We start from the raw sequence: 26,934 nt of genomic DNA, 5'->3' as shown, positions 1-26,934 counted from the left end.
CACGCGCGTCGCGCGGCCAGCCTTTCGGTAGCAGTCGACCCCATGGATGCCTGGCCCCGTTGCCTCGAACGCCTCGAAGCCGAATTCCCGGCCGAGGACGTCCACACCTGGCTCAAACCACTGCAGGCCAGCCTGCGCGACGACGCCTACGTGCTGTACGCGCCCAATGCCTTCGTCATGGAAGAGGTGCGCGCGCGATACCTGGCGCGGATCCGCGAGCTGCTCGCGCACTTCGCCGGCAAGCCCGATGTCAGCCTGGAGATCGGTTCGTTCCGGCGCGTGCTCGACACCGGGGGCAAGGCCGCGACACCGGCCCCGGCGCGCGCGGCGACGCCGGAACCCTTCCAGGGCCACCTCGACAACCACTACACCTTCGACAATTTCGTCGAAGGCCGCAGCAACCAGCTGGGCCGCGCCGCCGCGTGGCAGGCCGCGCAGCAACCCGGCGACCGCGCCCACAACCCGCTGCTGCTGTACGGCGGCACCGGCCTGGGCAAGACCCACCTGATGTTCGCCGCCGGCAACGCGATGCGCGCCAACCGCCCGGGCATGAAGGTGATGTACCTGCGCTCGGAACAGTTCATGAGCGCCTTCACCAAGGCGCTGTACGACAAGACCAGCGGCGGCATGGAGGCGTTCAAGCGCCAGTTCCAGGGCATCGACGCGTTGCTGATCGACGACATCCAGTTCTTCGCCGGAAAGGACCGCACCCAGGAGGAGTTCTTCCACACCTTCAACGCGCTGTTCGACGGCAAGCAGCAGATCATCCTCACCTGCGACCGCTATCCGCGCGAGGTCGACGGCCTGGAGCCGCGGCTGAAGTCGCGGCTGGGCTGGGGGCTGTCTGTGGCGATCGACCCGCCGGATTTCGAGACCCGTGCCCAGATCGTGCTGTCCAAGGCACGCGAGCGCGGCGTCATGATCCCCGAGGACGTCGCCTTCCTGATCGCCAAGAAGATGCGTTCGAACGTGCGCGACCTGGAAGGCGCGCTCAACACGCTGGCGGCGCGCGCCAACTTCACCGGCCGCGCGATCACCGCGGAGTTCGCCCAGGAGACCCTGCGCGACCTGTTGCGCGCGCAGCAGCAGGCGATCAGCATCGCCAACATCCAGAAGGTCGTGGCAGACTACTACGGCCTGCAGATCAAGGATTTGTTGTCGAAACGGCGGACGCGTTCGCTGGCCCGGCCGCGGCAGATGGCGATGGCGCTGGCCAAGGAACTGACCGAACACAGCCTGCCGGAAATCGGCGACGCCTTCGCCGGCCGCGACCACACCACCGTGCTGCACGCCTGCCGCCAGATCAAGCACCTGCTGGAGACCGACGGCAAACTGCGCGAGGACTGGGACAAGCTGATCCGCAAGCTCAGCGAATAGGCCGGGGCAACGGTGCCAGGCGTGGCGCGGGACGGCAAAACGGGAGCGGGTGGATGGGCCGGGGACAAGCTGTGTATAACAAGCAGGCGCGGCCGGCGCGGCCAACTTGTCCACAGCTTGTCCGGTAACGCCGGAGCCGTTTGCACACAGGCTGGCCTTTCATGTTTTCTGTTTTAAATCAATGTCTTGCAGTTGTTATCACCGGCTTTACAGCACACCAGCACCACCACTGTTCTTGATTTATCCATCCTTTCAAAGCCTGGATGCCCGGGCCGAGAAACCACGACAGGGCAAGGGGTCCGCATGCGCTTCAGCCTGCAACGCGAAGTCTTCCTGAAACCGCTGGCGCAGGTCGTCAACGTCGTCGAGCGGCGCCAGACCCTGCCGGTGCTGGCCAACCTGCTGGTGCAGGTCAAGGACGGCCAGTTGTCCCTGACCGGCACCGACCTGGAAGTGGAGATGGTCGCCCGGCAGGCGGTGGACGATGCCCAGGACGGCGAAACGACGATCCCGGCGCGCAAGCTGTTCGAAATCGTGCGGGCGCTGCCCGACGGCAGCAAGATCACCGTCTCCCAGGCCGGCGACAAGGTCACGGTCCAGGCGGGGCGCAGCCGCTTCACCCTGGCCAGCTTGCCGGCCAACGACTTCCCGTCGGTGGACGAGGTCGAAGCCACCGAGCGCGTGCAGGTGCCGGAAGCGGCGTTGAAGGAACTGATCGAGCGCACCGCCTTCGCGATGGCGCAGCAGGACGTGCGCTATTACCTCAACGGGCTGCTGTTCGACCTGCGCGACCAGGTGCTGCGGTGCGTGGCCACCGACGGCCATCGCCTGGCGCTATGCGAGGCACCGCTGGACGCCGGCGCCAATGCCAAGCGCCAGATCATCGTGCCGCGCAAGGGCGTGACCGAACTGCAGCGGCTGCTCGAAGGCGGCGATCGCGCGCTGGAGCTGGAAGTCGGTCGCAGCCACATCCGGGTCAAGCGCGACGATGTCACCTTCACCAGCAAGCTGATCGACGGCCGTTTCCCCGATTACGAGGCGGTCATCCCGATCGGCGCCGACCGCGAGGTCCGGATCGACCGGGAAGTGCTGCGCGCGGCCCTGCAACGTGCGGCGATCCTGTCCAACGAGAAGTATCGTGGCGTCCGCGTCGAGGTTTCCCCGGGGCAGCTGAAGATCAGCGCGCACAACCCGGAGCAGGAGGAGGCGCAGGAGGAAGTCGAGGCCGAGACCAAGGTCGACGCCCTGGCGATCGGCTTCAACGTCAATTACCTGCTCGACGCCCTCTCGGCGCTGCGCGACGAGCATGTCGTGCTGCAGTTGCGGGATGCCAACTCCTCGGCACTGGTGCGTGAGGCGGGCAGCGAGAAATGCCGGCACGTGGTGATGCCGCTGCGTCTCTGACGATGCCCGGTCTGTTCCACGTGGAACGCAAACGCCCGGCGCCCACCGGGCGTTTTGCTTGGGGCCGTCCGCAGCGCCGCGGGTCCCGACCATGCGGGTGACGCGACTGCAGGTGGGCGGGTTGCGTTGTTTCGACCAGGTCGGGTTTGCCCCGGGCCCAGGCCTGAACCTGATCCTCGGCGGCAACGGCGACGGCAAGTCCAGCCTGTTGGAGGCGCTGCACCTGATGGCCTACGGCCGCAGTTTCCGCGGCCGCGTGCGCGACGGCCTGGTCCGCACGGGCGCACCGTCCCTGGCGGTGTTCGTCGAGTGGTCGGAGCAGGTTTCCGGTCGCAGCCGCCGCGCCGGCCTGCGCCACAACGGACAGACCTGGGAGGGGCGCCTGGATGGCGCGCCACTCGCGCAACTCGGCGACCTGTGTGCGGCGCTGGCCGTGGTGACCTTCGAGCCGGGCAGCCACGCGCTGGTGATGGGCCCGGCCGAGCCTCGCCGCCGGTTCATGGATTGGGGTTTGTTCCACGTGGAACCTGAATTCCTGCGGCTCTGGCGCCGTTACGGCCGCGCCCTGAAGCAGCGCAACAGCCTGCTAAAGGGACGAATCCGCGACGCCCAGCTGGACGCCTGGGAGCATGAACTCGACGCCGTAGGGACCCTGCTGACCCGCTATCGCCAGCACTATCTGGAGCAGTTGCAACCCTACCTGCAGGCCACGGCTGCCATGCTGTTGCCGGTGGCGGAGGGCTCGACCCTGCAATTCCTGCCGGGCTGGCGCCAGGAGGAGCTGTCGTTGGCGGATGCGCTGCTGCTGTCCAGGGAACGTGACCTGGCCACCGGTTTCACCTCGGTCGGCCCGCATCGTGCCGATTGGCGGATCGATCACGCGCGCATTCCGGGCCGAGAGGCGCTGTCCCGGGGCCAGGCCAAGCTCACGGCCCTGTCAGCGCTGCTGGCCCAGGCCGAACACCAGGCCGCACGGCGTGGCGAATGGCCGGTCGTGGCGCTGGACGACCTTGCCTCGGAGCTGGATCGCCGCCACCAGGACCAGGTGCTGCGGCGCCTGCAGGACTACGGGGCGCAGGTGTTGATCACCGGCACCGAGGCGCCTGCCGGCAGCGCGCACATGCTGCCGCCGCCCGCCGTGTTCCACGTGGAACACGGCATCCTCGTTGCTGAAGGCACGGCATCTCCGCCGGCGTGACTGCCCCGGGCGAGGCGGCAGGATTGCTATACTTCACGCATCCATAGCTAATGTGTCTTTGATGCGCCGGCCCAGCGTCCGGCGGCATCGCGGGAGCCTGTCACTGCATGTCGCAACAACACGACCACGCCGCACCCGAAGCCGCCCCCCCGGCCCTGCAAACCTACGATTCCAGCAAGATCACCGTCCTGCGCGGGCTCGAAGCCGTGCGCAAGCGCCCGGGCATGTACATCGGCGACGTGCACGACGGCACCGGCCTGCACCACATGGTGTTCGAGGTGGTCGACAACTCGATCGACGAGGCGCTGGCCGGCCACGCCGACGAGGTCACGGTGACGCTGCACGACGACGGATCCTGCTCGGTGGCCGACAACGGCCGCGGCATCCCGGTCGACATCCACAAGGAAGAACACGTCTCGGCGGCCGAGGTCATCATGACCGTGCTGCACGCCGGCGGTAAGTTCGACGACAACAGCTACAAGGTCTCCGGCGGGCTGCACGGCGTCGGCGTGTCCGTGGTCAACGCCCTGAGCGAGCACCTCTGGCTCGACATCTGGCGCGACGGCCATCATTACCGCCAGGAATATTCGCTTGGCGAGCCGTTGTATCCGCTCAAGCAACTCGAAGCGTCCGACAAGCGCGGCACGCTGCTGCGCTTCAAGCCGGCGGTCGAGATCTTCAGCGACGTCGAATTCCATTACGACATCCTCGCCAAGCGCTTGCGCGAGCTGTCGTTCCTCAATTCCGGCGTGCGCATCGCCCTGGTCGACGAACGCGGCGAGGGCAAGCGCGACGTGTTCCAGTACGAGGGCGGCATCCGCTCGTTCGTCGAGCACCTGGCGCAGCTCAAGACGCCCCTGCACCCGAACGTAATCTCGGTGTCGGGCGAACAGAACGGCATCACCGTCGACGTCGCCCTGCAGTGGACCGACAGCTACCAGGAAACGATGTTCTGCTTCACCAACAACATCCCGCAGAAGGATGGCGGCACCCACCTGATCGGCTTCCGCGCCGCATTGACGCGCACGCTCAGCAACTACATCGAGCAGAACGGGATCGCCAGGCAGGCCAAGGTCAACCTGTCCGGCGACGACATGCGCGAAGGCATGATCGCGGTGCTGTCGGTCAAGGTGCCGGATCCGAGCTTCTCGTCGCAGACCAAGGAAAAGCTGGTCAGCTCCGACGTCAGGCCGGTCGTTGAAAGCACGTTCGGTGCACGTTTGGAGGAGTTCCTGCAGGAACACCCCAACGAAGCCCGCGCCATCGCCGGCAAGATCGTCGACGCCGCGCGCGCCCGCGAAGCGGCGCGCAAGGCCCGCGACCTGACCCGGCGCAAGGGCGCGCTGGACATCGCTGGCCTGCCGGGCAAGCTCGCCGACTGCCAGGAAAAGGATCCGGCGCTGTCGGAACTGTTCATCGTCGAGGGCGATTCGGCCGGCGGCTCGGCCAAGCAGGGCCGCAACCGCAAGAACCAGGCGGTGCTGCCGCTGCGCGGCAAGATCCTCAACGTCGAGCGCGCGCGCTTCGACCGCATGCTGTCGTCGGCGGAGGTCGGCACGCTGATCACCGCGCTCGGCACCGGCATCGGCAAGGACGAGTACAACGCGGACAAGCTGCGCTACCACAAGATCATCATCATGACCGACGCGGACGTGGACGGCTCCCACATCCGCACCCTGCTGCTGACCTTCTTCTTCCGGCAGATGCCGGAGTTGATCGAGCGCGGCCACGTCTACATCGGCCTGCCGCCGCTGTACAAGATCAAGCAGGGCAAGACCGAGCTGTACCTGAAGGACGACGCGGCGCTGGACGCGTACCTGGCCGGCAACGCGGTCGAGGGCGCCGCGCTGGTGCCGGCGGCCGGCGAGCCGCCGATCACCGGCGTGGCGCTGGAACGGCTGCTGCTGGCGTACGCCGGCGCGCGCGAGGCGATCGCGCGCAACGCGCACCGTTTCGATCCGCGCGTGCTCGAGGCCCTGATCGACTTCACCCCGCTCGACGCCGAACACCTGGCGCAGAACATCGACGAGCGCCACGAGCTCGACGCACTGGAAGCACGCCTCAACCGCACCGGCCTGGGCAAGCCGCGCTATCGGCTGGAACTTCACCCAGCGAGCGAATCGCGCCAGGCGGCGCTGCTGGTGACGCGCCAGCACATGGGCGTGGAGGCGACCCAGGTGTTGCCGCTGGCCGCGTTCGAAGGCGGCGACCTGCGCGCGCTGCGCGAAGCGGCGCTGCAACTGCACGGCCTGATCCGCGACGGCGCGCAGATCGTGCGCGGCAACCGCACGCAGCCGGTGGCGAGCTTCGCCGAAGCCCAGGCCTGGCTGCTCGACGAGGCCAGGAAAGGCCGCCAGATCCAGCGCTTCAAGGGCCTGGGCGAAATGAACCCGGAGCAACTGTGGGAAACCACGGTCAATCCAGACACCCGTCGCCTGCTGCAGGTGCGGATCGAGGATGCGGTCGCTGCCGACCAGATCTTCTCGACCCTGATGGGCGACGTGGTCGAACCGCGGCGGGAATTCATCGAGGACAATGCGTTGAAGGTCGCCAACCTGGACGTGTAGACGGCGCGCGCGCACCGGCGTGCGTACGCGGAAACCGCGGACAGCCGCCGAGGCGACGCGCAGCCCGTAGCGGCGTGCCGCTGCATGCATTGTCTGCGCCTCGTGAAGTCATCGCGCGTGCTGCCCTGCCATCGCGCCAGTTGACGCCGCCTTCAGGCCGCAACGCTTACAACGCACACTCCAGAATGGAGCGCGCCCCGATGAAACCCCTGCTGCTGAGCCTCGCCATTGCCGCTGCCGTGTCCGGCTGCGCGACCACCACCTCGCCGACCGGCCGCACGCAGTACGTCGGCGCGGTCTCGCAGCAGCAACTCAACCAGCTCGGGGCACAGGCGTTCGCCGAGCAGAAGCAGAAGCTTCCGCAGAGCAACGACGCCCGCCAGACCGCCTATGTGCGCTGCGTGGTCAGCGACCTGGTGGCGGCGTTGCCGGCGCAATGGCGCCAGACCGGTTGGGAAACCGCACTGTTCGTCGACAACGACCCCAACGCGTTCGCGTTGCCGGGCGGCAAGGTCGGCGTCTACACCGGCATCTTCAAGGTCGCGCGCAACCAGGACCAGCTGGCGGCGGTGGTCGCGCACGAGATCGGCCACGTGGTGTCCCGCCACCACGACGAACGCATCACCCGCCAGTCGGGGGCGTCGGGCGCGCTGCAGATCGTCGGCGCGTTGCTTGGCTCGCGCTATGGCAGCGGCGCCGCCAACGCGGCGGTCCAGGGTGGCAGCATCCTCGCCCAGACCGGCTTCCTGCTGCCGGGCTCGCGCGCGCAGGAGTCCGAAGCCGACGTGGTCGGCCAGCAGTTGATGGCCAAGGCCGGGTTCGACCCGCGTGCCGCGGTCAACCTGTGGCAGAACATGATCGCTGCCGGCGGCAGCCGGCCACCGCAGTGGTTGTCCACGCACCCGGATCCGCAGAGCCGCATCGGCGAACTGCGCGCGCGCGCGGATGGCCTGGTACCGGCCTACGAGCAGGCGCGCGCAGCCGGCCGACAGCCGCATTGCGGCTGAACCAGCCGCGTCCCGGCCATCGCGCGGGCTGCGCCGACGCGCCGATTTCTGCTAATTTCACCGGCTCCGCACCCGCGGCGCAGGCGCGGCGGGTGACACGACACGAGGCCACCCCCATGAAAACGCATTCCGTCCGCACCAGCCTGATTGCCGTGGCGCTGGTCGCCGTCTTCGCGGCGACGCCCGCGATCGCCCAGGAAGACTACGGCAACGTCGGCTCGCAAAGCCTGCGCGCCAAGCGCGACGCCGAGCGCGCGAAGAAGGCGGCCGCGCAAAAGGCCTCCGAACCGGTTGCCGCCCAGTATCCGCAGGCCACGCGCCAGGAACCGGAAACCATCGCGACCAAGGAAGGCCTCAAGAAGCTGACCGAAGTGCAGAAGCTGTACGAGGCGCAGGACTACGCCAACGCGATCGCCCAGGCGGGCGTCATCGCCGCCGATGCATCCTCGAACGCCTACGAGAAGGCATTCGCCCACCAGTTGGCGGCCAGCGCCGCGGCGGCCAGCGGCGATGATGCCGCCGCGGCGAAGAACTTCGAACAGGCGTTGGCCGCCAACGGCCTGGACAACAACAACCACTACACCGTGATGTTCAACCTGGCGGTGACGCAGTACGGCCTGGGGCAGAACGAGCAGGCGTTGCAGACCGTCGATCGCTTCCTCTCGGAAACCAAGTCCGACAAGCCCGAGGCACAGACCCTGCGCGGCGGCATCCTCATGGCGCTGGAGCGCTACGACGAGGCCGGCAAGTTCTACGACACGCTGCTGGCCCAGCATCCGGACGACAAGAGCATCCGCATGAACGCGGTCGCCGCCTACCAGCAGTCCAACCAGCCCGACAAGGCAGTCGCCCTGCTCGCCGCCGCCCAGGCCAAGGGCCAGCTGACGGAAGCCAGCGAATACCGCGCGCTCTATGTCAGCTACATCAATGCCGACCAGGACAAGCAGGCGCTGGCGGTCATCGACGACGGCATCGCCAAGGGCGTGATCCAGCCGGGACCGGACCTGGCCAGGGACTACATGGTGCTGGGCCAGAAGGCCTATTACGCCAGCGACCTGGCGACCGCGATCCAGATGTACGGCCGGGCCGCGCCGATGGCCGCCGATGGCGAAGCGGCGTTGAACCTGGCCAAGGTCTATGCCGAGGCGGGCAAGCCGGCCGAGGCCAAGGCCGCCGCGCAGCAGGCGCTGGACAAGGGCGTCAAGGACACCGCCGCGGCAAACAAGCTGCTCGGAGGCGGGTAACCGTTCTCACTTCCGCCCTTGGTGCTTGGTATCTAAGGGGGGGATTGGTATAAGCTTGGAAGTTCCCGCGGCCGGAAACGGCCGCGGCTCGACATCTCCCGTGGCGCAGCCGCGCCCGGCCACACCCGAGTTCCCCCCGCATGACGCAACCCTCGCCGACCAGCGACAAGCACGACGATCGCGATGCTGGCCTGAACTGGCCGCGCATCGCCGGCCTCTCTTTCGTGATCGCGGTCCACGCCGCGGCGCTGCTGCTGCTGCTGGCGCCGGTTGCCCCCCCGGGGCAGGAGCAGCAGGACGAAGACGTCACCCGGGTCGTGATCATCGAGCCACCGCCGCCGCCGCCGCCGCCGCCGCCGCCCCCGCCGGAGCCGCCCAAGCCGCAGGAAATCAAGCAGCTGGCTCCGCCGCAGCCGTCGCCGATCCCGCCGCCGCCGCAGGAGCCGCCGGTGGTGTTCGACGAACCGTCGCCGATGGACATCCAGGCGCCGCCGCCGGCGCCGCCGGCTCCGCCGGCCCCGGTGCAGGACATCGGCGCCAGCGTCGACATCTCCTCCAAGAACATGAACCCGCCGGTGTATCCGCCGGAAGAGCGCCGCCGTGGCGTGCAGGGACAGGTGATGCTGGTGATCACCGTTGACGCCAACGGCAACCCGACCGATGTCCAGGTCGAGCATTCCAGCGGCAACCGCAACCTCGATCGCGAAGCGGTCAAGGCCGCCAAGCGCTGGCGCTTCACCCCGGCCATGCGCAATGGCCAGAAATCCGGTGGCCGCGTGCGTGTCCCGGTCGACTTCGTCCTACGGTAACCGCCAGGGCCGAACCGCCACGTCCCACCCAGCTTTCCGTTTCACCGCTGCAAACACCCCAAACCACAACATCCAAAGGTAAGCGTCATGCTGCAGGAAACCACTCAAGCCGCCGCTGCGACCGGGGGCAACGCCGCCTCCGCCCTGACGCAGATGGGCGTGGACCACTTGCTCACGGAAATGATGAGCGATCCGGGCGCCTATGCGGTGTCCTGGGTCGTCCTGATCACCCTGACCATCATGTCGGCGATGTCGGTCTACTGGATCGTCATCAACACCTTCAAGAACATGAGCCTGCGCCGCGGCGCCGACCGCGTCATCAGCACGTTCTGGGAGACCACCAACGCGCAGGACGCGATCCGCTACATGGAAGAGCAGCCGCGCAGCGAGCCGTTCTCCAAGATCGCGCTCGACGCCGCCCAGGCCGCCGCGCACCACCAGCGCCACGAAGGCTCGCGCCTGGTCGAGTCGCTGAACCGCTCCGAGTTCGTCGACCGCGCCCTGCGCCAGGCCGTCACCCGCGAGTCGATGCGCCTCGAGTCGGGCCTGACCATCCTCGCCACCGTGGGCTCGACCGCTCCCTTCGTCGGCCTGCTGGGTACGGTGTGGGGCATCTACGGCGCCCTGATCCGCATCGGTGCCACCGGCCAGGCGTCGATCGACGCGGTCGCCGGCCCGGTCGGCGAAGCGCTGATCATGACCGCGCTCGGCTTGTTCACGGCGATCCCGGCGGTGCTGGCGTACAACTTCTTCGTCCGCCTGAACCGCGTCACCTACAACAAGTTCGACACCTTCGCGCACGACCTGCACGACTTCTTCGCCACTGGCGCACGCGTCGGCGAAATGCCGTCCAAGCGCTAAGAGCAAACCGACGGAGTCCGGCCCATGGCCTTCAGTACTGGTAGCGAAAGCGGCGCCCCGATGTCGGAGATCAACGTCACGCCCCTGGTGGACGTGATGCTGGTCCTGCTCATCATCTTCATGATCACGGCGCCGCTGATGTCGCACAAGATCAAGGTCGAGCTGCCGCAGGCGAACCTCGACAAGCGCGAGGAGAAGATCCCGCCGGCGCCGCCGATCACGGTCACCGTGACCGAGGACGGCAAGCTGTACTGGAACGACCAGCCGGTGACCGCGAACATGCTGGAGAGCCAGTTGTCGGTCGAGGCCCAGAAGACCCCGCAGCCCGCGGTCAACATCCGCGGCGACGAGACGACCAAGTACCGGACGATCTCGGAAGTGGTCAACAAGGCACAGGCCCAGGGCATCCGCAAGGTCGGCTTCGTCGCCACCAAAGTCCGGCCGCGCTGAGGAGCACGCAAGATGGCATTCAGTTCCAACTCCGGCGGCGGCCCGATGGCCGACATCAACGTCACGCCGCTGGTCGACGTGATGCTGGTGCTGCTGATCATCTTCATGGTGACGGCGCCGATCCTGTCCTATCCGATCGACATCGACCTGCCGCAGCGTTCGCTGACCCCTCCGCCGGAAAACAGGAATCCGCCGGAACCGATCAGCCTGCGCATCGACGCCTCGGGCCAGGTGTTCTGGAACGACAGCCCGACCCCGCTCTCCGCATTGCAGAACATGATGGAGACCGAGGTCGAGCGCGACCCGAACAACCAGCCCACGCTGCAGATCGACACCAACGACGAGGCCGATTACGGCATCCTGGCCAAGGTCCTGGCCGCCGCGCGCAATGCGCAGATGCAGAAGATCGGTTTCGTCAAGAAGTAACGCACCATGCTCCACCGGCGCGCACGCGCGCCGCGACGCTTACCTACCTTTATTGCGCCGCCCCTCGCCGGGCGGCGCTTTTTTTTGTGCTTTGCCCGACCCGGGGAAGGCTTGCTGCCCGAGCACTTGATCACTGGATCGCACCTCGCGGCGACCTGGCGCGTCCCGGCGCGACCGCCAGCCCTTCGGGGCACCTGTCCCCCGGCCTGCGGCCTGCTCCTGTATTTCGCCCCGAAGGACTGGCGGCCACGCCGGGACGTCGCGTAGCAGGCATGCCGAAAAGCTGAAGCACTTCCGTCTTGCTTGTACCCCCGCTGCGAAAGCCGCAACGCGGGGTGCGGATGTCCTTGGGTGGGAAATAAAGGGGGAGGTGCCGGCCAAAGGCCGGCGCCGGAGGACATTCGCACCCAAGGGCGTCCGTACCCGGCGCCCCGCAAGCATCTTGCACGCGGCGTCCCGACCAAGGCGCCGACACAACGCTTTCCCCTCGATCAGGCGAAGAGCCTTTTGCGTGCGCCAAATGCAGGTAGCGATTGCATGCGCATGGCCGGCCCGCGCATTCACGCCGGCACCACGATCGGCCGCGCATAAGCCAGTTGCGGGATCGCCCGCGGGCAAGGGGGGACAGCCATGGCCTACGCGAATGCCACGATGCAGCGCGACAGCGTCGCGCAGATCAACATCACCCCGCTGGTCGACGTGATGCTGGTGTTGCTGGTGATCTTCATGATCGCGGCGCCCGTGCTGACCACGCGCATCCCGCTGGCACTGCCAGGCAGCGCCCCGCCCGCGCCGGTCGCCGTCGCAGCGGCGACCATCGACCTGCGCATCGATGCCGCCGGGCAACTCACGTGGAACGGATCCGCCGCGCCGTTGTCGGCGCTGCATTCGATGTTCGAGGCGGAAGCGCAACGCGACTCCGCACATGCGCCGTTGCTGCGGATCGACGCCAATGGCGACGCCGACTACGGCGTGGTGGCGAAAGTGCTGGCGGCGGCAAACAACGCCGGGATGAACCGGATCGCCTTCGTCATCGAGTGATTCAGGCGGCGGCGAGCAGGCGCAGGTAGCCGCGGACGGTCGCGTCCAGTCCCGCGTACAGCGCCTCATCCACCAGGGCGTGCCCGATCGAAACCTCGAGCACGCCGGGCACCGCCGCAAGGAAGGCCGCCAGGTTGTCCTGGCTGAGATCGTGCCCGGCATTGACGCCGAGCCCGGCCGCCGCGGCGCGCACGGCGCCCTGGCGGCAGGCGTCCAGCGCGGCCGTGGCGTCGCCCGCGGCGAATGCTGCGGCAAAGGGCCCGGTATACAACTCCACGCGGTCGGCGCCGATCGCGGCCGCCGCGGCAAGGTCCGGATCGCCGGCATCGGCGAACAGGCTGACCCGGCACTCCAGCGCCTTCAGCGCGGCGACATGCGGGCGCAGGCGGCCGCCGTCGCGGGCGAAGTCGAAGCCGTGGTCGGAGGTCAGCTGGGCATCGGCGTCCGGCACCAGCGTCGCCTGCGCCGGCCGTGCCTGCGCGCACAGCGCGTGGAAGCCGGGATAACCCTCGCGCGCAGGCGCGAACGGGTTGCCTTCGAGGTTGAACTCGACGCCGCGCGCATGGCACAACGCGGCCAGCGCCAGCACGTCCTCGGCACGGATGTGGCGCGCATCGGGGCGCGGATGCACGGTGATGCCATGCGCGCCCGCGTCCAGGCACGTGGTGGCGGCGCGCACCACGTCCGGCGCGGCGCCGCCGCGCGAATTGCGCAGCACCGCGATCTTGTTGACGTTGACGCTCAGGGCCGTCATCGGCGTGCCGCGCAGGATCAGCCGCGGTCGCCCATCGGCGGCTCGATCGTGGACTCGGCGCTGCGCCTGGCTTCGGCCTGCTCGCGCAGGCGCCGCAACTCGTGCGGATCCAGCAACAACGCCTCGTCACGGCTGCGACTGCCGACGCGACGGGCCAGCAGGCCCAGGGCACCGGCCAGCAACAACGCCAGGGCGGCAAGCAGGCACAGCACCGCCAGCAGCATGGAGGTGGTCCGGAAGGCAGCCGCGAGCGCGACCACTGCCAGCAACAGGAAGACCCAGGGCATCGCGACGTCTCCTCGTGAGGGCCGCAGTCTAGCGCGAACGGTGTCGCCGAAAACCGGGGCGCCGCCAGTCCTGGAACCGCGCGGCGTGCCTGCCAGGTCCACCGTGGCCAGCGGCCGCCCGCCGGCTGCCACCGCCGGCGCGCGCCCGCCCGCCCGCGCCCTCACAGCAGCGGCGACAGCAATCGCGCCAGCGCCTCCGGCAGGCGCACCGTCCACAGCGGTCGCGCGCGCTCGGCGCGCACCCGTGGTGCGCTGGCGAACTCGCCTTCGACCAGGTGCGCCAGCGCCGCGGCGATCCCGGCATCGCGGAACAACACGGACACCTCGAAGTTCAGCCGGAAGCTGCGCGGATCGAAATTGGCGCTGCCGACGATCGCCAGCGCGTCGTCGACCAGCAGCGCCTTGGTATGCAGCATGCGCGGCCCGTACTCGTACACGCGCGCGCCGGCCGCGATCAGGTCGTCGAAGTAGGAGCGCGCGGCCCAGGTCACCAGCAGCGAGTCGCTGCGCCTGGGCACCAGGATGCGCACGTCCAGGCCACCCAGTGCGGCCGACGTCAGCGCCATCATCGCCGCTTCGCCGGGCACGAAGTAGGGCGTCACCAGCCACACCCGGCGGCTGGCGGCGTGGATCGCGCCCACGTGCAGGCGATGGATGGCCTCCCACGGCGAATCGGGCCCGGAACCCAGCACCTGCGCCGCGATCGGGCCGGGTTGCGGCGGCGGCATCGCCTGCGCGACGGAGGAAATGAAATCGCGCTGGCCGCTGGCATACGCCCAGTCCTCGACGAACAGCAGCTGCAGCGCCCGCACCGCGTCGCCCTCGATCCGCAGGTGCAGGTCGCGGTACGCGTCCGGGCGCAGGCGCTCGTTCTCCTCGTCGGTGATGTTGATGCCGCCGGTGAACGCGACGTGGCCGTCGACGACGACGATCTTGCGGTGCGAACGCAGGTTGAGCCAGGTCCGCTTCCAGATCCGCCCGAAGCGCATCGGGTGGAACCACGCCACCTCGCCGCCGGCATCCTGCAACGGCGCGAAGAAGCGCCGGGGGGTGGCGCCCGAACCGACGGCGTCCAGCAGCAGCCGCACCGCGATGCCCGCGCGCGCGCGTTCCACCAGCGCGTCGCGCAACGCGGTGCCGCTGCGGTCGGCGGCGAAGATGTAGTACTCCAGGTGCACGTGCTGGCGGGCCTGGCGGACGGCGTCGAGGATCGCGTCGTAGGTCGTCGCGCCGTCGACCAGCAAGCGCACGTCGCGCGCCGTGGTGAGCGGCAGGCCGGTGGTTGCCTGCGCCAGCACCATGAGTTCCGCCGGCTCGCCGCCGGCCGCCGTGGCGCCCGCCGGCGGCAGCGCCACGTGCGCGCGTGCGCGCCGCAGCCGGTGCCGCTTGATTCGCTGCGGGCCCAGGACCAGGTAAACGAGGAAGCCGGCATAGGGCAGCGCGGCCAGCCCCAGCAGCCAGCCCAGGGTCGCGACGGGCGCGCGCTTCTGCAGCACGATCCACCCGCCCAGCAGGACCAGGTAGGCGAACCAGCCGGCGGCCAGGTACAGCCCCAGGTGCGGCACCGACAGCAGCCATCGCCAGAGGTCGTGGACCGGATCGAGCATGAAGGCTTCAGCGGCGTGTCGCGGGCATTGCGACGCGCCAAGCGTAGGCTGTGTCGATGGAAGATGCATCCGCCGACGCGCGCAAGGCGCGGGCGCCAGGACTTGTCCAGCGCATCAAGGGTCGCGGCGCGACGTCGTACGTCGCCGGCCGATACGAAAAGACCAGCGTCCTCGGCGAGGACGACGGATGGGGCTCGGCGTACGCCGACGCCTTCGACGAACAGGGCGAGCCGCTGGCGCCGCAACCGCGCACCCAGGTCACCCAGGAGCGCGCGCGCAGCATCGTCAGCCACAACCAGTCGCCCGACATCGGCTTCAGCCAGTCGATCAATCCGTATCGCGGCTGCGAGCATGGCTGCGTGTACTGTTTCGCACGGCCATCGCACGCCTACCTGGACCTGTCGCCGGGGCTGGACTTCGAAACCCGGCTCTACGCCAAGACCAACGCCGCCGAACGCCTGCGCCATGAACTGGCGAAACCAGGCCATGTGCCGACCCCGATCGCGCTGGGCATCAACACCGACGGCTACCAGCCGATCGAACGCCGCTACCGCATCACCAGGCAATTGCTGGAAGTGCTGTGGGAGTGCCGGCATCCGGTGCACCTGATCACCAAGAGCGCGCTGGTCACCCGCGACATCGACCTGCTGGCGCCGATGGCGCGCGAGCGCCTGGTCAGCGTGCATTTCTCGATCACCACGCTCGACAACCGGCTGGCCGCGAAGATGGAGCCGCGCGCGACGGCGCCGCACGGCAAGCTGCGCGCGATGCAGGCGCTGGCCGACGCGGGGGTACCGGTCGGAGTGATGGTGGCGCCGGTGGTGCCGATGCTCACCGACCGCGAACTGGAACACATCCTCGAAGCGGCGCACGCGCACGGCGCGCGATCGGCCGGCTACGTGCTGCTGCGCCTGCCGCACGAGCTCAAGCAGGTCTGGCGCGAATGGCTGCAGCTGCATTACCCCGAACGCGCGGCGCACGTGATGAGCCTGCTGCGGCAGATGCGCGGCGGCAGGGATTACGACAGCGCGTTCGGCAAGCGCATGCGCGGCGAAGGCCCGTTCGCGCAGCTGATCGCGCAACGTTTCGCCAGGGCGCACGCGCGCCTGGGTTTCAAGCCTTCGCCGCCGCTGGATGGCAGCCGGTTCGTGGCGCCACGCAAGCCGTCGCCGCAGGGCGACCTGTTCTGACCTTGTCCTGCGCGCGCTTTGGCGATGGTCGCGGCCCGCGGATGCACAGGCTCAGGCCGGCAATGCAGGCAACAGCGGACCACCCAGCCACAGCCACTGCGCCATCCACGCGCTGACCAGCGCGATCAGGACCGTCAGCGGCAGGCCGATGCGCAGGAAATCGCCAAAACGGTACTGCCCCGGCCCCAGGATCAGCAGGTTGCCGTGGTGCCCGATCGGCGTCAGGAAGGCGACCACCGCGCCCAGCGCGGTGCAGACCACGAACGGCGTCGGCGGCAGCCCGAGCGAGCTGGCCAGCGACACCGCGATCGGCCCCAGCAGCACCGTGGTCGCCGAGTCCGACAGGATCTGGGTCAGCAGCGCCGCCGCCGAGAACAGCACCAGCAACACCCCCAGCGTCGGCCAATGGGCGACGACCTGCAGCAGGCCTCGCGCCAGCAGGTCCGCGGTGCCGGTCTGTTCCATCGCGATGCCGAGCGGGATCACCCCGGCGATCATCACGAAGATGCGCACGTCGATCTCGCGATAGGCGCGATTGACCTTGACGCAACCGCTGACCACCATCGCCACCGCCCCGAGCAGGAACGCCAGCGGCGCCGGCAGCCATTCGGTGGCCGCGGCGAGGATCGTCACCCCGAGGATCACCAGGGCCAGCGGCGCCCGCAGCCGTCGCTTGGCTTCCCCGGCGAACGGCACCAGCATCAGGAAGCCGTGGTGCGCGGCGAGGTCGCCGAAATGCGCCGGCTTGCCCCACAGCACCAGGATGTCGCCCTCGCGCAGGCGCGCGTCGGAGAGGCGTTGCGCCATGTCGCCGCCGCGCCGCCACAGGCCGACGATCACCGCGTTGAACTGGCGCGAGAAGTCCAGCTCGCGGATCGAGCGGCCGATGAACTCCGAACCCGGCGCCACCACCGCCTGCACCAGTTGCGTATCACCGTCGCCGCCGAGCTTGCTGCCGTAGCGCGAGATCGCGTTGAGGTCCAGGCCCGGGTCGTCGTGCAGCGACATCAGCTCGTCGGCCGCCGCTTCCACCAGCAGCAGGTCGCCGGCCAGCAGCGGACTGGCGGGGCCGAGGTCGGCGCGCGGCTTGCCGTTGCGCAGCCAGCCCCGCAGGCGGAACTTGTCGCCCAGCGCCTTCTGCAGTTCGGCCAGCGGACGCGTGCTCCAGCGCGAGCCCTCGACCACCAGCAACTCCGTGCGGTAGCGGTCCAGCCGCAGGTAGTCCTCCTCGCCGTGGGCGCCGCTGCGCTTGGGCAGCAGCCAGCGCGCGAACTGCATGTAGACGATGCCGACCGCGACCAGGGTGATGCCGATGGGGGTGATCGAGAAGATCCCCAGGCCCGGGCTGCCGGTGCGCTCCAGCAGGTCGTTGGCGAGCAGGAACGCCGGTGCGCTGACCAGGGTCAGGGTGGTTCCCAGCGAGGCCGCCAGCGACATCGGCATCAGCAGTCGCGAGGCCGGCAACTGCCGCTCGCGCGCGTAGCGCAGCAGGATCGGCAGCATCATCGCCGTCACCATCACGTGGTGGGTGAACGCGGCCAGCGCCGCCACCGCCGGCATCACCACCGCGATCGCGCGCGCTTCGCTATGGCCGGCCGCGCGCCCGATCCACTGGCCGATGCGCTCGGTGATGCCGGTCGCGGCCAGCGCCCCGGAAATCACGAACACCGCCGCCACGATGATCGCCGGCTCGCTGGCGAATCCGGACAGCGCCTGGTCGGCATCGAGCACGCCGGTCAGCACCAGGGCCAGCAGCAGCAGCATCGCGGTGACGTCCACGCGCAGTCGCTCGCTGACGAACAGGTACAGCCCGCCGGCAAGGATCAGCAGGAACAGGATCTGTTGGTAGGCCATCGGGGTGCTGGCAATCGCATTGGGCGGCATTGTGCGGCATCACGCTTTCACCTGCCCTGCACCCGCTTTACACGACCTTCACGGGCATACTTCCCCCGTGCCTGCCGTCGTACCGCCCATGTTCGCGCCCGAACGCGCCGCCGCCGAAGACCCGCTCTACCGCCTGGCACTGCAATCGCTCGCCGGCGGCGTCGCAATCGTGGACCTGGAAGGCCGCTGGCTCGACGTCAACCCGGCGTTCGCGCGCCGGCTTGGACGCGAGCCGCAGGCGCTGCGCGGGCAACCGGTAGCGCTCAGTGTCGCTCCCGCGGACGCCGCGGCCGTGCAGGCCTACCTGCTGGCGCTGGCCGCCGGTCGCGACCCGGCGGAGCCGTGGCCGGCGCGCGAAGGCGGCGAAGGGGAGGGCCTGCTGCCCGCCGCCGTCTCGCCCTCGCTGCTGCGCGACGCCGGGGGCAGGCCCCGCGGCCTGCTGCTGCAGCTGCCGCCGGCGTCGCCGCGGTCGGAGCAGGCGCTGCGGCAGGCGCTGGTCGAGCGCGACGCCACCGTGCAGGCGCAGGCGCGGCAACAGGAGGTCTTCGCCTACGGCATCTCCCACGACCTGCGCGCGCCATTGCGCGCGATCGAGAATTTCGCCGCGCTGCTGGCCCGCCAGTCCGCGGCCCTCGACGCCACCGGCCGCGACCACCTGCAGCGCATCCGCGCCGCCGCGACGCGCATGGCCGGCCTGATCGACGCGCTGCTGGACCTCTCGCGCGTGGACCGCGCGCAACTGGCACCCGCGCCGGTCGACCTCGGCCTGCTGGCCGGGCTCGCACTGGCCGAGCTCCAGGAGCTCGAACCCGCGCGCGCGGTCGAGTGCGACATCGCTCCCGGGTTGGTGGTGCATGGCGACGAACGCCAGCTGCGCATGCTGGTGACCCAACTGCTGCGCAACGCCTGGAATTTCTCCGCAGAGCGCGAGCGGGTTCGCATTGCCGTGGCCGGGGAACGCGTCGACGACGTGCTCCGGGTCGCGATCCGCGACCATGGCAGCGGTTTCGACATGCGCTATGCTGAAAAACTGTTCGAACCATTCCAGCGCCTGCACGGGCCGGAACAGGGCAGCGGCAACGGAATCGGGCTGGCGATCGCCAGGCGCATCGTCGAGCGCCACGGCGGCCGCCTGTGGGCGCAGTCCGAGCCCGGGGTCGGCAGCAGCTTCCAGTTCGAATTGCCCGCCGCCCAGGCGGCCCCGGACCCCGACGAGCGCAGCGCATGATGCACAAGGAAATCCTGCTGGTCGAAGACAATCCCGACGACGTCGAACTGACCCGGATCGCCTTCAACGAGGCCAAGGTGGCCAACCACCTGGTGGTGGTGCGCGATGGCGCCGAGGCGCTGGACTACCTGTTCGCGCGCGGTGCGCATGCCGGTCGCGACCCGGCGGTGTTGCCGTCGATCGTGCTGCTGGACCTCAACCTGCCCAAGGTCGACGGCCGCGAAGTGCTGCAGGCGATCCGCGAGAACGAGCGCACCAGGAGCCTGCCGGTCGTGGTGCTGACCACCAGCGCCGAGCCGTTCGACGTCGAAGCCAGCTACGCGCTGGGCGTCAACAGCTACATCCAGAAGCCGGTGGACTTCGAGCGCTTCGTGTGGGCGGTCAAGCAGGTGGGCCTGTACTGGCTGGTGCTCAACCACCCGCGCGACGGCGCGTAACAAGGCCTGTTCGATCCCGGGCTGCGGAGCGCCGCGGCGGCCGCGCAGGCGCGATGCCGCAGGCGGCCCAACGGCCCGCGGGCTCGCCGGTCACCTCAGTTGTTGCGCGCGGGGCCCGCGGTCTGCGCGGCATCGTGCTCGCGATGGCAAGCGGTCGCGACCGCGACTTCGGCCTTGGACCCCAGGAACACCGGTACCCGCTGGTGCAGTTGCGCCGGCGCGATCTCGAGGATGCGCCCGCGGCCGTCGGTCGCCGCGCCGCCCGCCTGCTCGATCAGCATCGACATCGGGTTGGCCTCGTACATCAGCCGCAACTTGCCTGCCTTGGTCGGATCCTTGCGGTCCCACGGATAGATGAAGATGCCGCCGCGGGTCAGGATGCGGTGCACGTCGGCGACCATCGAGGCGATCCAGCGCATGTTGAAATCCTTGCCGCGCGGGCCTTCGCGGCCCGCCAGCAGGTCGCGCACGTAGTCCTGCATCGGCGCTTCCCAGTGGCGCTGGTTGGACATGTTGATCGCGAATTCCTTCGTCTCCTCCGGTACCCGCATGTCCTTCTGCGTGAGCACGAACGAACCCTGCTCGCGGTCCAGGGTGAAGGCGTGGGTGCCGTGGCCGATGGTCAGCACCAGCATCGTCGACGGCCCGTAGATGCAGTAGCCGGCCGCGACCTGGGAGGTGCCGGGCTGCAGGAAATCCGCGTCGGCCACCGTCGCCACGCCTTCGGGGCAGCGCAGCACCGAGAAGATGGTGCCGACGCCGACATTGACGTCGATGTTGCTGCTGCCGTCGAGCGGGTCGAACAGCAGCAGGTAGTTGCCGCGCGGATACGCGTCCGGGATCGGCTGGCAGTGGTCCATTTCCTCCGACGCGCAGGCCGCCAGGTGGCCGCCCCAGGCATTGGCTTCCAGCAGCACGTCGTTGGCGATCACGTCGAGCTTCTTCTGCGCTTCGCCTTGGACATTGCCGGTGCCGGCGTCGCCGAGCACGCCGCCGAGCGCGCCCTTGCCGACCGCGACCGAGATCCGCTTGCAGGCGCGGGCCACCACCTCGACCAGCAGCCGCAGGTCGGGATTGATCCGGCCGGCGCGCTTTTCCTCGATCAGGAAGCGGGTGAGGGAAATCGGTTCGGCGACGGCGTCGGTCATGGAGGCGATCGGTGGCGGCGGGGCCGCCATTGTCGCCCGCGCGACGACGAAATGCAGTCGGCCGCGGCCGCGCCGTTGTGTCCGCGGGCGACGCGTCGCAACCCGCTTGCCCGGGTGTTGCGGCCCCGGCGTTGACCTGCGATCCCGCGCGGCTAGACGTCGCCGTCGCTGGCCCAGCCCTCGCCGCTGCCGCGGTGGAACACGCGGTCGCTGTCGAGCACGGTGCCGGCGGGGTAGGAGTCCTGCGTCGCCAGCCGCGCGTAGATCGGGGTGAAGTCCGGGCCGGTGGCGTCCATCAGCTGCTCGAAGCTGTCGATCACGAAGTAGGTCTTCTGGTAGCTGTCGATGCGGTAGCGGGTACGCATGACCCGCTCCAGGTCGAAGCCGATGCGGTTGGGCGCGTCGGACTCCAGGCAGTGGATGCTCTCGCCCTTCGACGAAACGATGCCGCTGCCGTAGATGCGCAGGCCGTCGTGTTGCCGGATCAGCCCGAACTCGACCGTGTACCAGTACAGCCGGGTGAGGTTGACCAGCGCGTCGGCGCCGATGCCGTGGGCCTTGACCCCGCCGCGGCCGTAGGCCTGCATGTAGTCGGCGAACATCGGGTTCATCAGCAGCGGCACGTGCCCGAACAGGTCGTGGAACAGGTCCGGTTCCTCGATGTAGTCGATCTGGTCTGGGCGCCGGATCCACCACGTCACCGGGAAACGGCGGTTGGCGAGATGGTCGAAGAAGTCCAGCTCGGGCAGCAGGCCCTCGACGCCGACCAGCGTCCAGCCGGTAGCCTCGTGCAGCGCCGCGTCCATGTCGGAAAACTTGGGGATGCGGTCGGGCGTCATCCCCATCGCGTCCTGCGCGGCGAGGAACTCGTCCGCGGCGCGGCCGACGAGCAGCTCGCGCTGGCGCTGGTACAGCCGTCGCCACACGTCATGGTCGACCGCGCTGTAGTCGTCCCAGGGCTGCGGCACGATGCCGGTGGCGTAGACCGGGACCTTGCCCTTGTCGGTCTGCAGGTTCTCGACGCGGCGCGGGGTGTTCATGGCGGGCTCCAGGGCTGGACCACCCACTGTAGCGCCGGTTGCGCGCAACCGTGTTGCATTTCTTGCGGCCCTGGCCGTGAATGGCGCAAGATCATTGCGTCATTACACGAAGCGACGCACGAAATGGCCGACATCGACCTCGCGGGCGGCGCCCTCGACCGTACCGACCTCGCCATCCTCGCCGAACTGCAGCGCAACGGCCGGCTGAGCAACGCCGACCTCGCCGCGCACGTGCACCTCTCGCCTTCGGCCTGCCTGCGCCGCACCCAGCGCCTGGAACGCGACGGCGTGCTCGCCGGCTACCACGCCCGGGTCGATCCCGATCGCATCGGCCTGGGCCTGCAGGCCTTCGTCCGCGTCCAGTTGGCCAGCCATCAGGCCGACGCCGTCGCCGCGTTCAGCGCCAAGGTGGCGCAATGGGACGAGGTGGTTGCCTGCCACGCGCTCACCGGCGACATGGACTACCTGCTGCAGGTCGCGGTGCGCGACCTCGAGCACTTCTCCCGCTTCCTGCTCGACCGCCTGCTCAACCAGGCCGGCGTCGCCGACGTCAATTCCAGCTTCGTCCTGCGCACGGTCAAGGCGTTCCGCGGGTTGCCGGTGGGGGGGTGATGGATCTCGACGGGGAATGATCGGCTGTTACGCAAAACGCAGGCTCCGCGATTTGCGAACAAGCCATTTGCCTCGGCCTGCCGCAAGCGGCGTCACGGCGCTACGGTGCCGCCGTAGCGTTGGCCGAAGGGGTCCCCGCGCAGCCACTGCGGCGCTGATGCTTCGGCGTCGAGTTGCCGGCCGAACCCGGCGGCCAGCTGCGCCAGGCGCGCGGCGTCGTCGTAGCGGATCGGTTGCGTGGCGTCGTCGCAGGGGCGGTGGTAGCAGTTGCGCAGGTAGTAGCGCAGCGCGATGACCGGGTCGCGCGCCTTGTCGCTGGCCTGGCTGCCGCCGGTGAGGTACAGCGTGGGCACGCCGGCGCGGACGAAGGCGTAGTGGTCGCCGCGGACGAACGCGTGCTCTTCGGGATACGGGTCGGGTGAAACCGGGACGGCGAGCGCCTTGGCGGCGGCCTGCAGGCTGGCCTGCAACGACGAGTGTTCGCCGCCGATGGCGACCACGTCGCGGGTCGGCGCGGTCAGCACCGGCATGTCGAGGTTGAGCGCGGCCACCGGCGCCGCCGCGCCGGGATGCGCAGCGAACCAGCGCGCGCCGAGCAGGCCCTGTTCCTCGCCGGTGGTGGCCACGAACACCTGCGTGCGTGCCGGGGCCGGGCCGGAGGCCAGGGTGCGCGCGGTTTCCAGCAGGATCGCCACGCCCAGCGCGTTGTCGATGGCGCCGTTGTGGATGCGGTCGCCGCTGCCGGCGACTTCGCTGCCGAGATGGTCGAGGTGGGCGCTGTACACGAGCGCCTGCGCGCGGCGCGCGGGATCGGCGCCGGGCAGGCGCGCGACCACGTTGCGCGAATCCACTCGACTGATGCGGCTGCGCGCCGACAGCGTCAGCGTGCCGGGCAGGGCGAAACCGTGGCCTGTGCCACGCTGCGCGGCGAGGAACAGTTCCGCGGCCGAGCGCGGCTGCTCGGCGAACAGCAGGTCCGCGGCGGCGGCAGCGACGCTGGCGACCACGCGCAGGCGCGACGCACCGGCGCCGGGACTGCCTTCGGCATCGCGCAGGCGCATCGCCGGCCGTTGCCAGGCCGCGGCAACACTGGCCCAGGGCGCACTTGCTTCGTCCGGCGCGGTGCCGACGAACACGGCGCCGACCGCGCCGCGCTGCGCCAGCGCCGCCAGCTTGTCGGCATCGTCGCCATGCAATGCACGCTGGTCCTGGGTGAAGGTGTCGGGGGCGCCGCGATACAGCAGCGCAATGCGACCGTGCAGGTCGAGCCCGGCGAGGTCGTCGTGATCCAGTGCGGGGGCGACGATGCCGTAGCCGACGAACACGGCCGGCGCGGTCACGGTCTCTTGTCCGGCATCGAAGCCGGGCGCCGGCAGGAATTGCTCGCCGAAGCGCAGGGCGATGTCGCGGCCGTGCCGATCCACCACCAGCGCCGCGCCCTCGCGCAGCCGCTGCGACTGCAGCAGCGGCACCTGCTGGAACCAGCCTCCGTGATCGCCGCCCGGCCGCAGGCCAAGCGCGCGCATGCGCCCGGCGACATACTCCGCGGCGCGATCGAAACCGGGCGTGCCGGTACGACGGCCCTGCATGTGGTCGTCGGCGAGCGCGGCGACGTCGGCGCGGATGCGGCCGGCGGCCGCGGATTCCGATGGCGCAGCTGGCGCGGCCGCCGGTGGCGGCGCCGGCGCGCGTTCGCAGCCCGCGATTCCGGTGGCGAGCAACAGCGGAGCGAGTACAAGGCGGCAACGGAACAGGGCGGAGGGCATACGCTGCATTCCGGGTCGAGGCGGCGACGCTAGCACGGCGTCGCACCGGCGGCCGCAAGCGGCGCCCCGCCGCCGCCCGAACAGGCCTGGAGCGGCCGCGGAAGCTCCGCCACCCCCGCATTGCCGCGCCGGTCACAGTGTTGCAACATCGCCGGCGGTGGCGCGCCGCGCCCACGTCCGGGGAACACCATGACCAAGCTTCGTCGCCCGTCGCCGCGGTTGCTGGCGCTTGCCATCGCCGCGTTGCTGCCCTGCACCGCGCTTGCCCAGTCCGAGGCCGCGCAGTCCGAAACCGCGTCCGCCGAAGCCACGCCGCCCGAAGCGCCCCCGGCCGCAGGCCAGCCGGCCCAGGAAACGCCGCCGGTGGAGCCGCAGCGGACCACGGCAGAGCCGGTCACCCTCGGGGCCGTGCAGGTCACCGCAGAGCGCCGCGCCGAGGACATCCAGGACGTGCCGATGGCGATCACCACCGTCGACGGCGAGAAGCTGCAGGTGCTGACCGCCGGCGGCGACGACATCCGCCTGCTGTCCGGGCGCCTGCCCAGCCTCAACATCGAATCGTCCTACGGGCGCTCGTTCCCGCGCTTCTACGTGCGCGGCCTGGGCAACTCCGACTTCGATCTCAACGCCTCCCAGCCGGTGTCGCTGGTGTACGACGACGTGGTGCAGGAGAACCCGATCCTGAAGGGGTTCCCGATGTTCGACATGGACAGCGTCGAGATGTACCGCGGCCCGCAGGGCACGCTGTTCGGGCGCAACTCGCCGGCCGGCGTGATCCGCTTCTCCTCGGCGCGGCCGCAGCAGGAATTCGGCGGCTACGGCCGCATCTCCTACGGCAGCTACGGCACCGCAAACGTCGAGGGCGCGCTGACCGGTGCGCTGTCGCAGACGGTCTCGGCGCGCTTTTCGCTGCTGCACCAGCGCCGCGAAAACTGGGTCGACAACACCAACAACGGCCCCGGCGACGACCTCGAGGGCTACCGCGACACCGCCGCGCGGCTGCAGTTCCTGTTCAACCCGTCGGAGACGTTCGAGGCGCTGGCCAACGTGCACATGCGCAAGCTCGACGGCACCGCGCGCGTGTTCCGCGCCGGCGCCATCGCCCCGGGCTCCAACGACATCGCCGACGGCATCGAGCGCGACAAGGTCAGCGTCGATGCCGCCAACGAGCAGAACCTCAGCCAGGTCGGCGCCAGCCTGCGCATGCGCTGGGACCTGGGCCGGACCACGCTGCACTCGATCACCGGCTACGAGAGCGTCACCGACTACTACAGCCGCGGCGACATTGACGGCGGATCGATCTACACCTTCCCGCCGGACCAGCCCAACGAGGCGCTGTTCCCGGCCGAGTCGGCCGACGGCCTGCCGTCGCACCGCCAGCTGAGCCAGGAATTCCGGCTGGAATCCAACGAGTGGGGCCGCTTCGACTGGCAGGCGGGCCTGTTCTGGTTCGACGAGAAGATCGACATCGACAGCTTCTCCTACGACGGCTTCGGTGGCCCGCAGAACGGCTACGCCAGGCAGCACCAGGACAACACCGCGTGGGCCGTGTTCGCCTCCGGCGACTACGATGTCAGCGAGAGCTTCAGCCTGCGCGGCGGCCTGCGCTACACCAAGGACGAGAAGGACTTCGTCGCCGAGCGCGTGCAGGGGCCGTTCGGCTCCGGCCCGATCGCGCCGATCTCCGTCAGCCCCAGCGACGACGACGTCAGCTGGGACCTGAGCGCGATCTACAAGGTCAGCGACGCCACCAATGTCTACGCGCGCGTCGCCCGTGGCTTCCGCGCGCCGAGCGTGCAGGGCCGGCTGATGTTCGCCGACGCCTCGCTGCCGGCCGACGAGCTGGTCACCGTCGGCAAGACCGAGACGGTGCTGTCGTGGGAGGCGGGCATCAAGTCGCAGCTGTGGGACAACCGCGTGCGCCTGGGCTTCGCGCTGTTCCGCTACACGGTCGATGACCAGCAGCTGACCGCGGTCGGCGGCGAAGCCAACATTGCGCGCCTGGTCAACGCCGACAAGGTCGACGGCCAGGGCGCGGAGCTGGACCTGGAGGCCTACCTCACCCCGAACCTGCTGGTGACGCTGGGCGCCAGCTACAACGACACGAAGATCGACGACCCGAACCTGGCCGTGATCGGCTGCGCGCTCGACCTGTGCCAGGTGCGCAACCCGCCGGCCACCGGCACCGTGCGTACGGACGACTTCCTGATCGACGGCAACCCGCTGCCGCAGGCGCCCAAGCACGTCTACAACTTCACCGCGCGCTACGGCATCCCGCTGGGCGAGGGCGAGCTGTTCGCGTACACCGACTGGGCCCATCGCAGCGAAGCCAGCTTCTTCCTCTACGACTCGGTGTCGTTCCGCAGCCAGCCCACGACCGAGGGCGGCCTGCGCGTGGGCTACAACTGGTCCGATGGCGATTACGAGCTCGCGCTGTTCGGCCGCAACATCACCGACGAGGTGACGGCGGTGTCGGGCATCGACTTCAACAACCTTACCGGCATGCTCAACGAGCCACGCACCTGGGGCCTGGAGTTCAGCGCGAAGTTCTGACGGCCGTGCGATCGCGGGCCGGCGCCCGGCGATGCCCGGGCGTC

At 69.5% G+C, this 26,934-nt stretch carries 23 protein-coding genes; 16 read left to right on the top strand and 7 right to left on the bottom strand.

Going from position 1 to position 26,934, the window contains the following annotated elements:
* The first annotated feature begins 42 nt into the window (after positions 1-42).
* The 11 genes from dnaA (at position 43) to MQC88_RS10040 (ending at position 12,384) form a co-directional block, all read left to right on the top strand.
* On the top strand, positions 43-1,377 hold the full coding sequence (dnaA, locus tag MQC88_RS10090; protein ID WP_243321625.1) for a chromosomal replication initiator protein DnaA: 1,335 nt from the start codon (positions 43-45) through the stop codon (positions 1,375-1,377).
* Positions 1,378-1,680: 303 nt separating this feature from the next.
* Positions 1,681-2,781: a DNA polymerase III subunit beta gene (dnaN, locus tag MQC88_RS10085; protein ID WP_243321624.1), complete on the top strand. Its 1,101-nt coding sequence runs from the start codon at positions 1,681-1,683 to the stop codon at positions 2,779-2,781.
* A gap of 91 nt (positions 2,782-2,872) precedes the next feature.
* The gene (gene recF, locus MQC88_RS10080) at positions 2,873-3,979 is read left to right on the top strand and encodes a DNA replication/repair protein RecF (RefSeq protein ID WP_243321622.1); all 1,107 of its coding nucleotides are present in this window, start codon (positions 2,873-2,875) and stop codon (positions 3,977-3,979) included.
* 107 nt (positions 3,980-4,086) lie between these two features.
* Positions 4,087-6,546 (top strand): DNA topoisomerase (ATP-hydrolyzing) subunit B, encoded by a 2,460-nt coding sequence (gene gyrB / locus MQC88_RS10075; RefSeq protein ID WP_243321620.1) that lies wholly within the window; start codon positions 4,087-4,089, stop codon positions 6,544-6,546.
* Between the two features lie 200 nt (positions 6,547-6,746).
* Positions 6,747-7,553, top strand: a complete 807-nt coding sequence (locus MQC88_RS10070) for a M48 family metallopeptidase (RefSeq protein WP_243321618.1) — start codon at positions 6,747-6,749, stop codon at positions 7,551-7,553.
* A 116-nt stretch (positions 7,554-7,669) separates the two neighbouring features.
* Complete coding sequence (locus MQC88_RS10065) at positions 7,670-8,797, top strand: tetratricopeptide repeat protein (RefSeq protein WP_243321616.1); 1,128 nt, start codon at positions 7,670-7,672, stop codon at positions 8,795-8,797.
* A gap of 140 nt (positions 8,798-8,937) precedes the next feature.
* Entirely contained in the window at positions 8,938-9,606 is a 669-nt protein-coding gene (locus MQC88_RS10060; RefSeq protein WP_243321614.1) for an energy transducer TonB, read from the top strand.
* An 87-nt stretch (positions 9,607-9,693) separates the two neighbouring features.
* Complete coding sequence (locus MQC88_RS10055) at positions 9,694-10,467, top strand: MotA/TolQ/ExbB proton channel family protein (RefSeq protein ID WP_243321612.1); 774 nt, start codon at positions 9,694-9,696, stop codon at positions 10,465-10,467.
* Positions 10,468-10,491: 24 nt separating this feature from the next.
* Entirely contained in the window at positions 10,492-10,917 is a 426-nt protein-coding gene (locus tag MQC88_RS10050) for an ExbD/TolR family protein (protein WP_243321611.1), read from the top strand.
* Positions 10,918-10,929: 12 nt separating this feature from the next.
* Entirely contained in the window at positions 10,930-11,343 is a 414-nt protein-coding gene (locus MQC88_RS10045; protein ID WP_243321609.1) for an ExbD/TolR family protein, read from the top strand.
* 630 nt (positions 11,344-11,973) lie between these two features.
* The gene (locus MQC88_RS10040) at positions 11,974-12,384 is read left to right on the top strand and encodes an ExbD/TolR family protein (RefSeq protein ID WP_243321607.1); all 411 of its coding nucleotides are present in this window, start codon (positions 11,974-11,976) and stop codon (positions 12,382-12,384) included.
* Between the two features lies 1 nt (position 12,385).
* Here MQC88_RS10040 and MQC88_RS10035 read toward each other — a convergent pair whose 3' ends face one another.
* From MQC88_RS10035 to cls, 3 genes are all read right to left on the bottom strand, one after another.
* A complete protein-coding gene (locus MQC88_RS10035) occupies positions 12,386-13,138 on the bottom strand; it encodes a pyridoxine 5'-phosphate synthase (RefSeq protein WP_243321605.1) in 753 nt (250 codons plus the stop codon).
* 17 nt (positions 13,139-13,155) lie between these two features.
* Positions 13,156-13,425, bottom strand: coding sequence for a hypothetical protein (locus MQC88_RS10030; protein ID WP_243321604.1), 270 nt, complete (start codon positions 13,423-13,425; stop codon positions 13,156-13,158).
* Between the two features lie 161 nt (positions 13,426-13,586).
* Complete coding sequence (cls, locus tag MQC88_RS10025) at positions 13,587-15,032, bottom strand: cardiolipin synthase (RefSeq protein ID WP_243321602.1); 1,446 nt, start codon at positions 15,030-15,032, stop codon at positions 13,587-13,589.
* A 56-nt stretch (positions 15,033-15,088) separates the two neighbouring features.
* On the opposite strand from cls, the gene MQC88_RS10020 reads away from it, so the two are divergent.
* Positions 15,089-16,222, top strand: a complete 1,134-nt coding sequence (locus tag MQC88_RS10020; protein ID WP_243321599.1) for a PA0069 family radical SAM protein — start codon at positions 15,089-15,091, stop codon at positions 16,220-16,222.
* Between the two features lie 51 nt (positions 16,223-16,273).
* Here MQC88_RS10020 and MQC88_RS10015 read toward each other — a convergent pair whose 3' ends face one another.
* Complete coding sequence (locus tag MQC88_RS10015; RefSeq protein ID WP_243321597.1) at positions 16,274-18,076, bottom strand: SLC13 family permease; 1,803 nt, start codon at positions 18,074-18,076, stop codon at positions 16,274-16,276.
* 97 nt (positions 18,077-18,173) lie between these two features.
* Here MQC88_RS10015 and MQC88_RS10010 point away from each other — a divergent pair, with 97 nt between their 5' ends.
* Together MQC88_RS10010 and MQC88_RS10005 are read left to right on the top strand one after the other, a co-directional pair.
* Positions 18,174-19,334 carry a sensor histidine kinase gene (locus tag MQC88_RS10010; RefSeq protein ID WP_243321596.1) on the top strand — a complete coding sequence of 387 codons (1,161 nt, stop codon included), beginning with the start codon at positions 18,174-18,176 and terminating at the stop codon, positions 19,332-19,334.
* The gene (locus MQC88_RS10005; RefSeq protein WP_243321593.1) at positions 19,334-19,771 is read left to right on the top strand and encodes a response regulator; all 438 of its coding nucleotides are present in this window, start codon (positions 19,334-19,336) and stop codon (positions 19,769-19,771) included. Before MQC88_RS10010 ends, MQC88_RS10005 begins: the two co-directional genes overlap by 1 nt.
* 95 nt (positions 19,772-19,866) lie before the next feature.
* On the opposite strand, the gene MQC88_RS10000 is transcribed toward MQC88_RS10005, so the two are convergent.
* Both MQC88_RS10000 and phhA read right to left on the bottom strand, forming a co-directional pair.
* Complete coding sequence (locus tag MQC88_RS10000) at positions 19,867-20,919, bottom strand: class 1 fructose-bisphosphatase (RefSeq protein ID WP_243321591.1); 1,053 nt, start codon at positions 20,917-20,919, stop codon at positions 19,867-19,869.
* 152 nt (positions 20,920-21,071) lie between these two features.
* On the bottom strand, positions 21,072-21,959 hold the full coding sequence (gene phhA / locus MQC88_RS09995) for a phenylalanine 4-monooxygenase (RefSeq protein ID WP_243321589.1): 888 nt from the start codon (positions 21,957-21,959) through the stop codon (positions 21,072-21,074).
* Between the two features lie 123 nt (positions 21,960-22,082).
* Here phhA and MQC88_RS09990 point away from each other — a divergent pair, with 123 nt between their 5' ends.
* Positions 22,083-22,571, top strand: coding sequence for an Lrp/AsnC family transcriptional regulator (locus tag MQC88_RS09990; protein WP_243321587.1), 489 nt, complete (start codon positions 22,083-22,085; stop codon positions 22,569-22,571).
* Between the two features lie 92 nt (positions 22,572-22,663).
* On the opposite strand, the gene MQC88_RS09985 is transcribed toward MQC88_RS09990, so the two are convergent.
* Positions 22,664-24,337 carry a M28 family peptidase gene (locus tag MQC88_RS09985; RefSeq protein WP_243321585.1) on the bottom strand — a complete coding sequence of 558 codons (1,674 nt, stop codon included), beginning with the start codon at positions 24,335-24,337 and terminating at the stop codon, positions 22,664-22,666.
* 189 nt (positions 24,338-24,526) lie between these two features.
* On the opposite strand from MQC88_RS09985, the gene MQC88_RS09980 reads away from it, so the two are divergent.
* Positions 24,527-26,890, top strand: coding sequence for a TonB-dependent receptor (locus tag MQC88_RS09980; RefSeq protein WP_243321583.1), 2,364 nt, complete (start codon positions 24,527-24,529; stop codon positions 26,888-26,890).
* The last annotated feature ends 44 nt before the right edge of the window (positions 26,891-26,934 follow it).

Origin of the sequence: Cognatiluteimonas sedimenti (assembly GCF_022808325.1) — a bacterium.
GTDB classification, from domain to species: Bacteria; Pseudomonadota; Gammaproteobacteria; order Xanthomonadales; family Xanthomonadaceae; genus Cognatiluteimonas; species Cognatiluteimonas sedimenti.
Note: the sequence above shows the minus strand (reverse complement) of the source record. Positions and strands in the feature narration are given on the sequence as shown.

What these genes read in the sequence shown, in the direction of transcription:
- gyrB (WP_243321620.1), top strand. Translation starts at nt 4,087, where the DNA reads ATGTCGCAACAACACGACCACGCCGCACCCGAAGCCGCCCCCCCGGCC.
- MQC88_RS10060 (WP_243321614.1), top strand. Translation starts at nt 8,938, where the DNA reads ATGACGCAACCCTCGCCGACCAGCGACAAGCACGACGATCGCGATGCT.
- MQC88_RS10015 (WP_243321597.1), bottom strand. Translation starts at nt 18,076, where the DNA reads ATGGCCTACCAACAGATCCTGTTCCTGCTGATCCTTGCCGGCGGGCTG.
- MQC88_RS10045 (WP_243321609.1), top strand. Translation starts at nt 10,930, where the DNA reads ATGGCATTCAGTTCCAACTCCGGCGGCGGCCCGATGGCCGACATCAAC.
- MQC88_RS10065 (WP_243321616.1), top strand. Translation starts at nt 7,670, where the DNA reads ATGAAAACGCATTCCGTCCGCACCAGCCTGATTGCCGTGGCGCTGGTC.
- MQC88_RS10030 (WP_243321604.1), bottom strand. Translation starts at nt 13,425, where the DNA reads ATGCCCTGGGTCTTCCTGTTGCTGGCAGTGGTCGCGCTCGCGGCTGCC.
- MQC88_RS10040 (WP_243321607.1), top strand. Translation starts at nt 11,974, where the DNA reads ATGGCCTACGCGAATGCCACGATGCAGCGCGACAGCGTCGCGCAGATC.
- MQC88_RS10055 (WP_243321612.1), top strand. Translation starts at nt 9,694, where the DNA reads ATGCTGCAGGAAACCACTCAAGCCGCCGCTGCGACCGGGGGCAACGCC.
- dnaA (WP_243321625.1), top strand. Translation starts at nt 43, where the DNA reads ATGGATGCCTGGCCCCGTTGCCTCGAACGCCTCGAAGCCGAATTCCCG.
- MQC88_RS10035 (WP_243321605.1), bottom strand. Translation starts at nt 13,138, where the DNA reads ATGACGGCCCTGAGCGTCAACGTCAACAAGATCGCGGTGCTGCGCAAT.
- phhA (WP_243321589.1), bottom strand. Translation starts at nt 21,959, where the DNA reads ATGAACACCCCGCGCCGCGTCGAGAACCTGCAGACCGACAAGGGCAAG.
- MQC88_RS10050 (WP_243321611.1), top strand. Translation starts at nt 10,492, where the DNA reads ATGGCCTTCAGTACTGGTAGCGAAAGCGGCGCCCCGATGTCGGAGATC.
- MQC88_RS09980 (WP_243321583.1), top strand. Translation starts at nt 24,527, where the DNA reads ATGACCAAGCTTCGTCGCCCGTCGCCGCGGTTGCTGGCGCTTGCCATC.
- MQC88_RS09985 (WP_243321585.1), bottom strand. Translation starts at nt 24,337, where the DNA reads ATGCCCTCCGCCCTGTTCCGTTGCCGCCTTGTACTCGCTCCGCTGTTG.
- MQC88_RS10070 (WP_243321618.1), top strand. Translation starts at nt 6,747, where the DNA reads ATGAAACCCCTGCTGCTGAGCCTCGCCATTGCCGCTGCCGTGTCCGGC.
- dnaN (WP_243321624.1), top strand. Translation starts at nt 1,681, where the DNA reads ATGCGCTTCAGCCTGCAACGCGAAGTCTTCCTGAAACCGCTGGCGCAG.
- cls (WP_243321602.1), bottom strand. Translation starts at nt 15,032, where the DNA reads ATGCTCGATCCGGTCCACGACCTCTGGCGATGGCTGCTGTCGGTGCCG.
- recF (WP_243321622.1), top strand. Translation starts at nt 2,873, where the DNA reads ATGCGGGTGACGCGACTGCAGGTGGGCGGGTTGCGTTGTTTCGACCAG.
- MQC88_RS10020 (WP_243321599.1), top strand. Translation starts at nt 15,089, where the DNA reads ATGGAAGATGCATCCGCCGACGCGCGCAAGGCGCGGGCGCCAGGACTT.
- MQC88_RS10000 (WP_243321591.1), bottom strand. Translation starts at nt 20,919, where the DNA reads ATGACCGACGCCGTCGCCGAACCGATTTCCCTCACCCGCTTCCTGATC.
- MQC88_RS09990 (WP_243321587.1), top strand. Translation starts at nt 22,083, where the DNA reads ATGGCCGACATCGACCTCGCGGGCGGCGCCCTCGACCGTACCGACCTC.
- MQC88_RS10005 (WP_243321593.1), top strand. Translation starts at nt 19,334, where the DNA reads ATGCACAAGGAAATCCTGCTGGTCGAAGACAATCCCGACGACGTCGAA.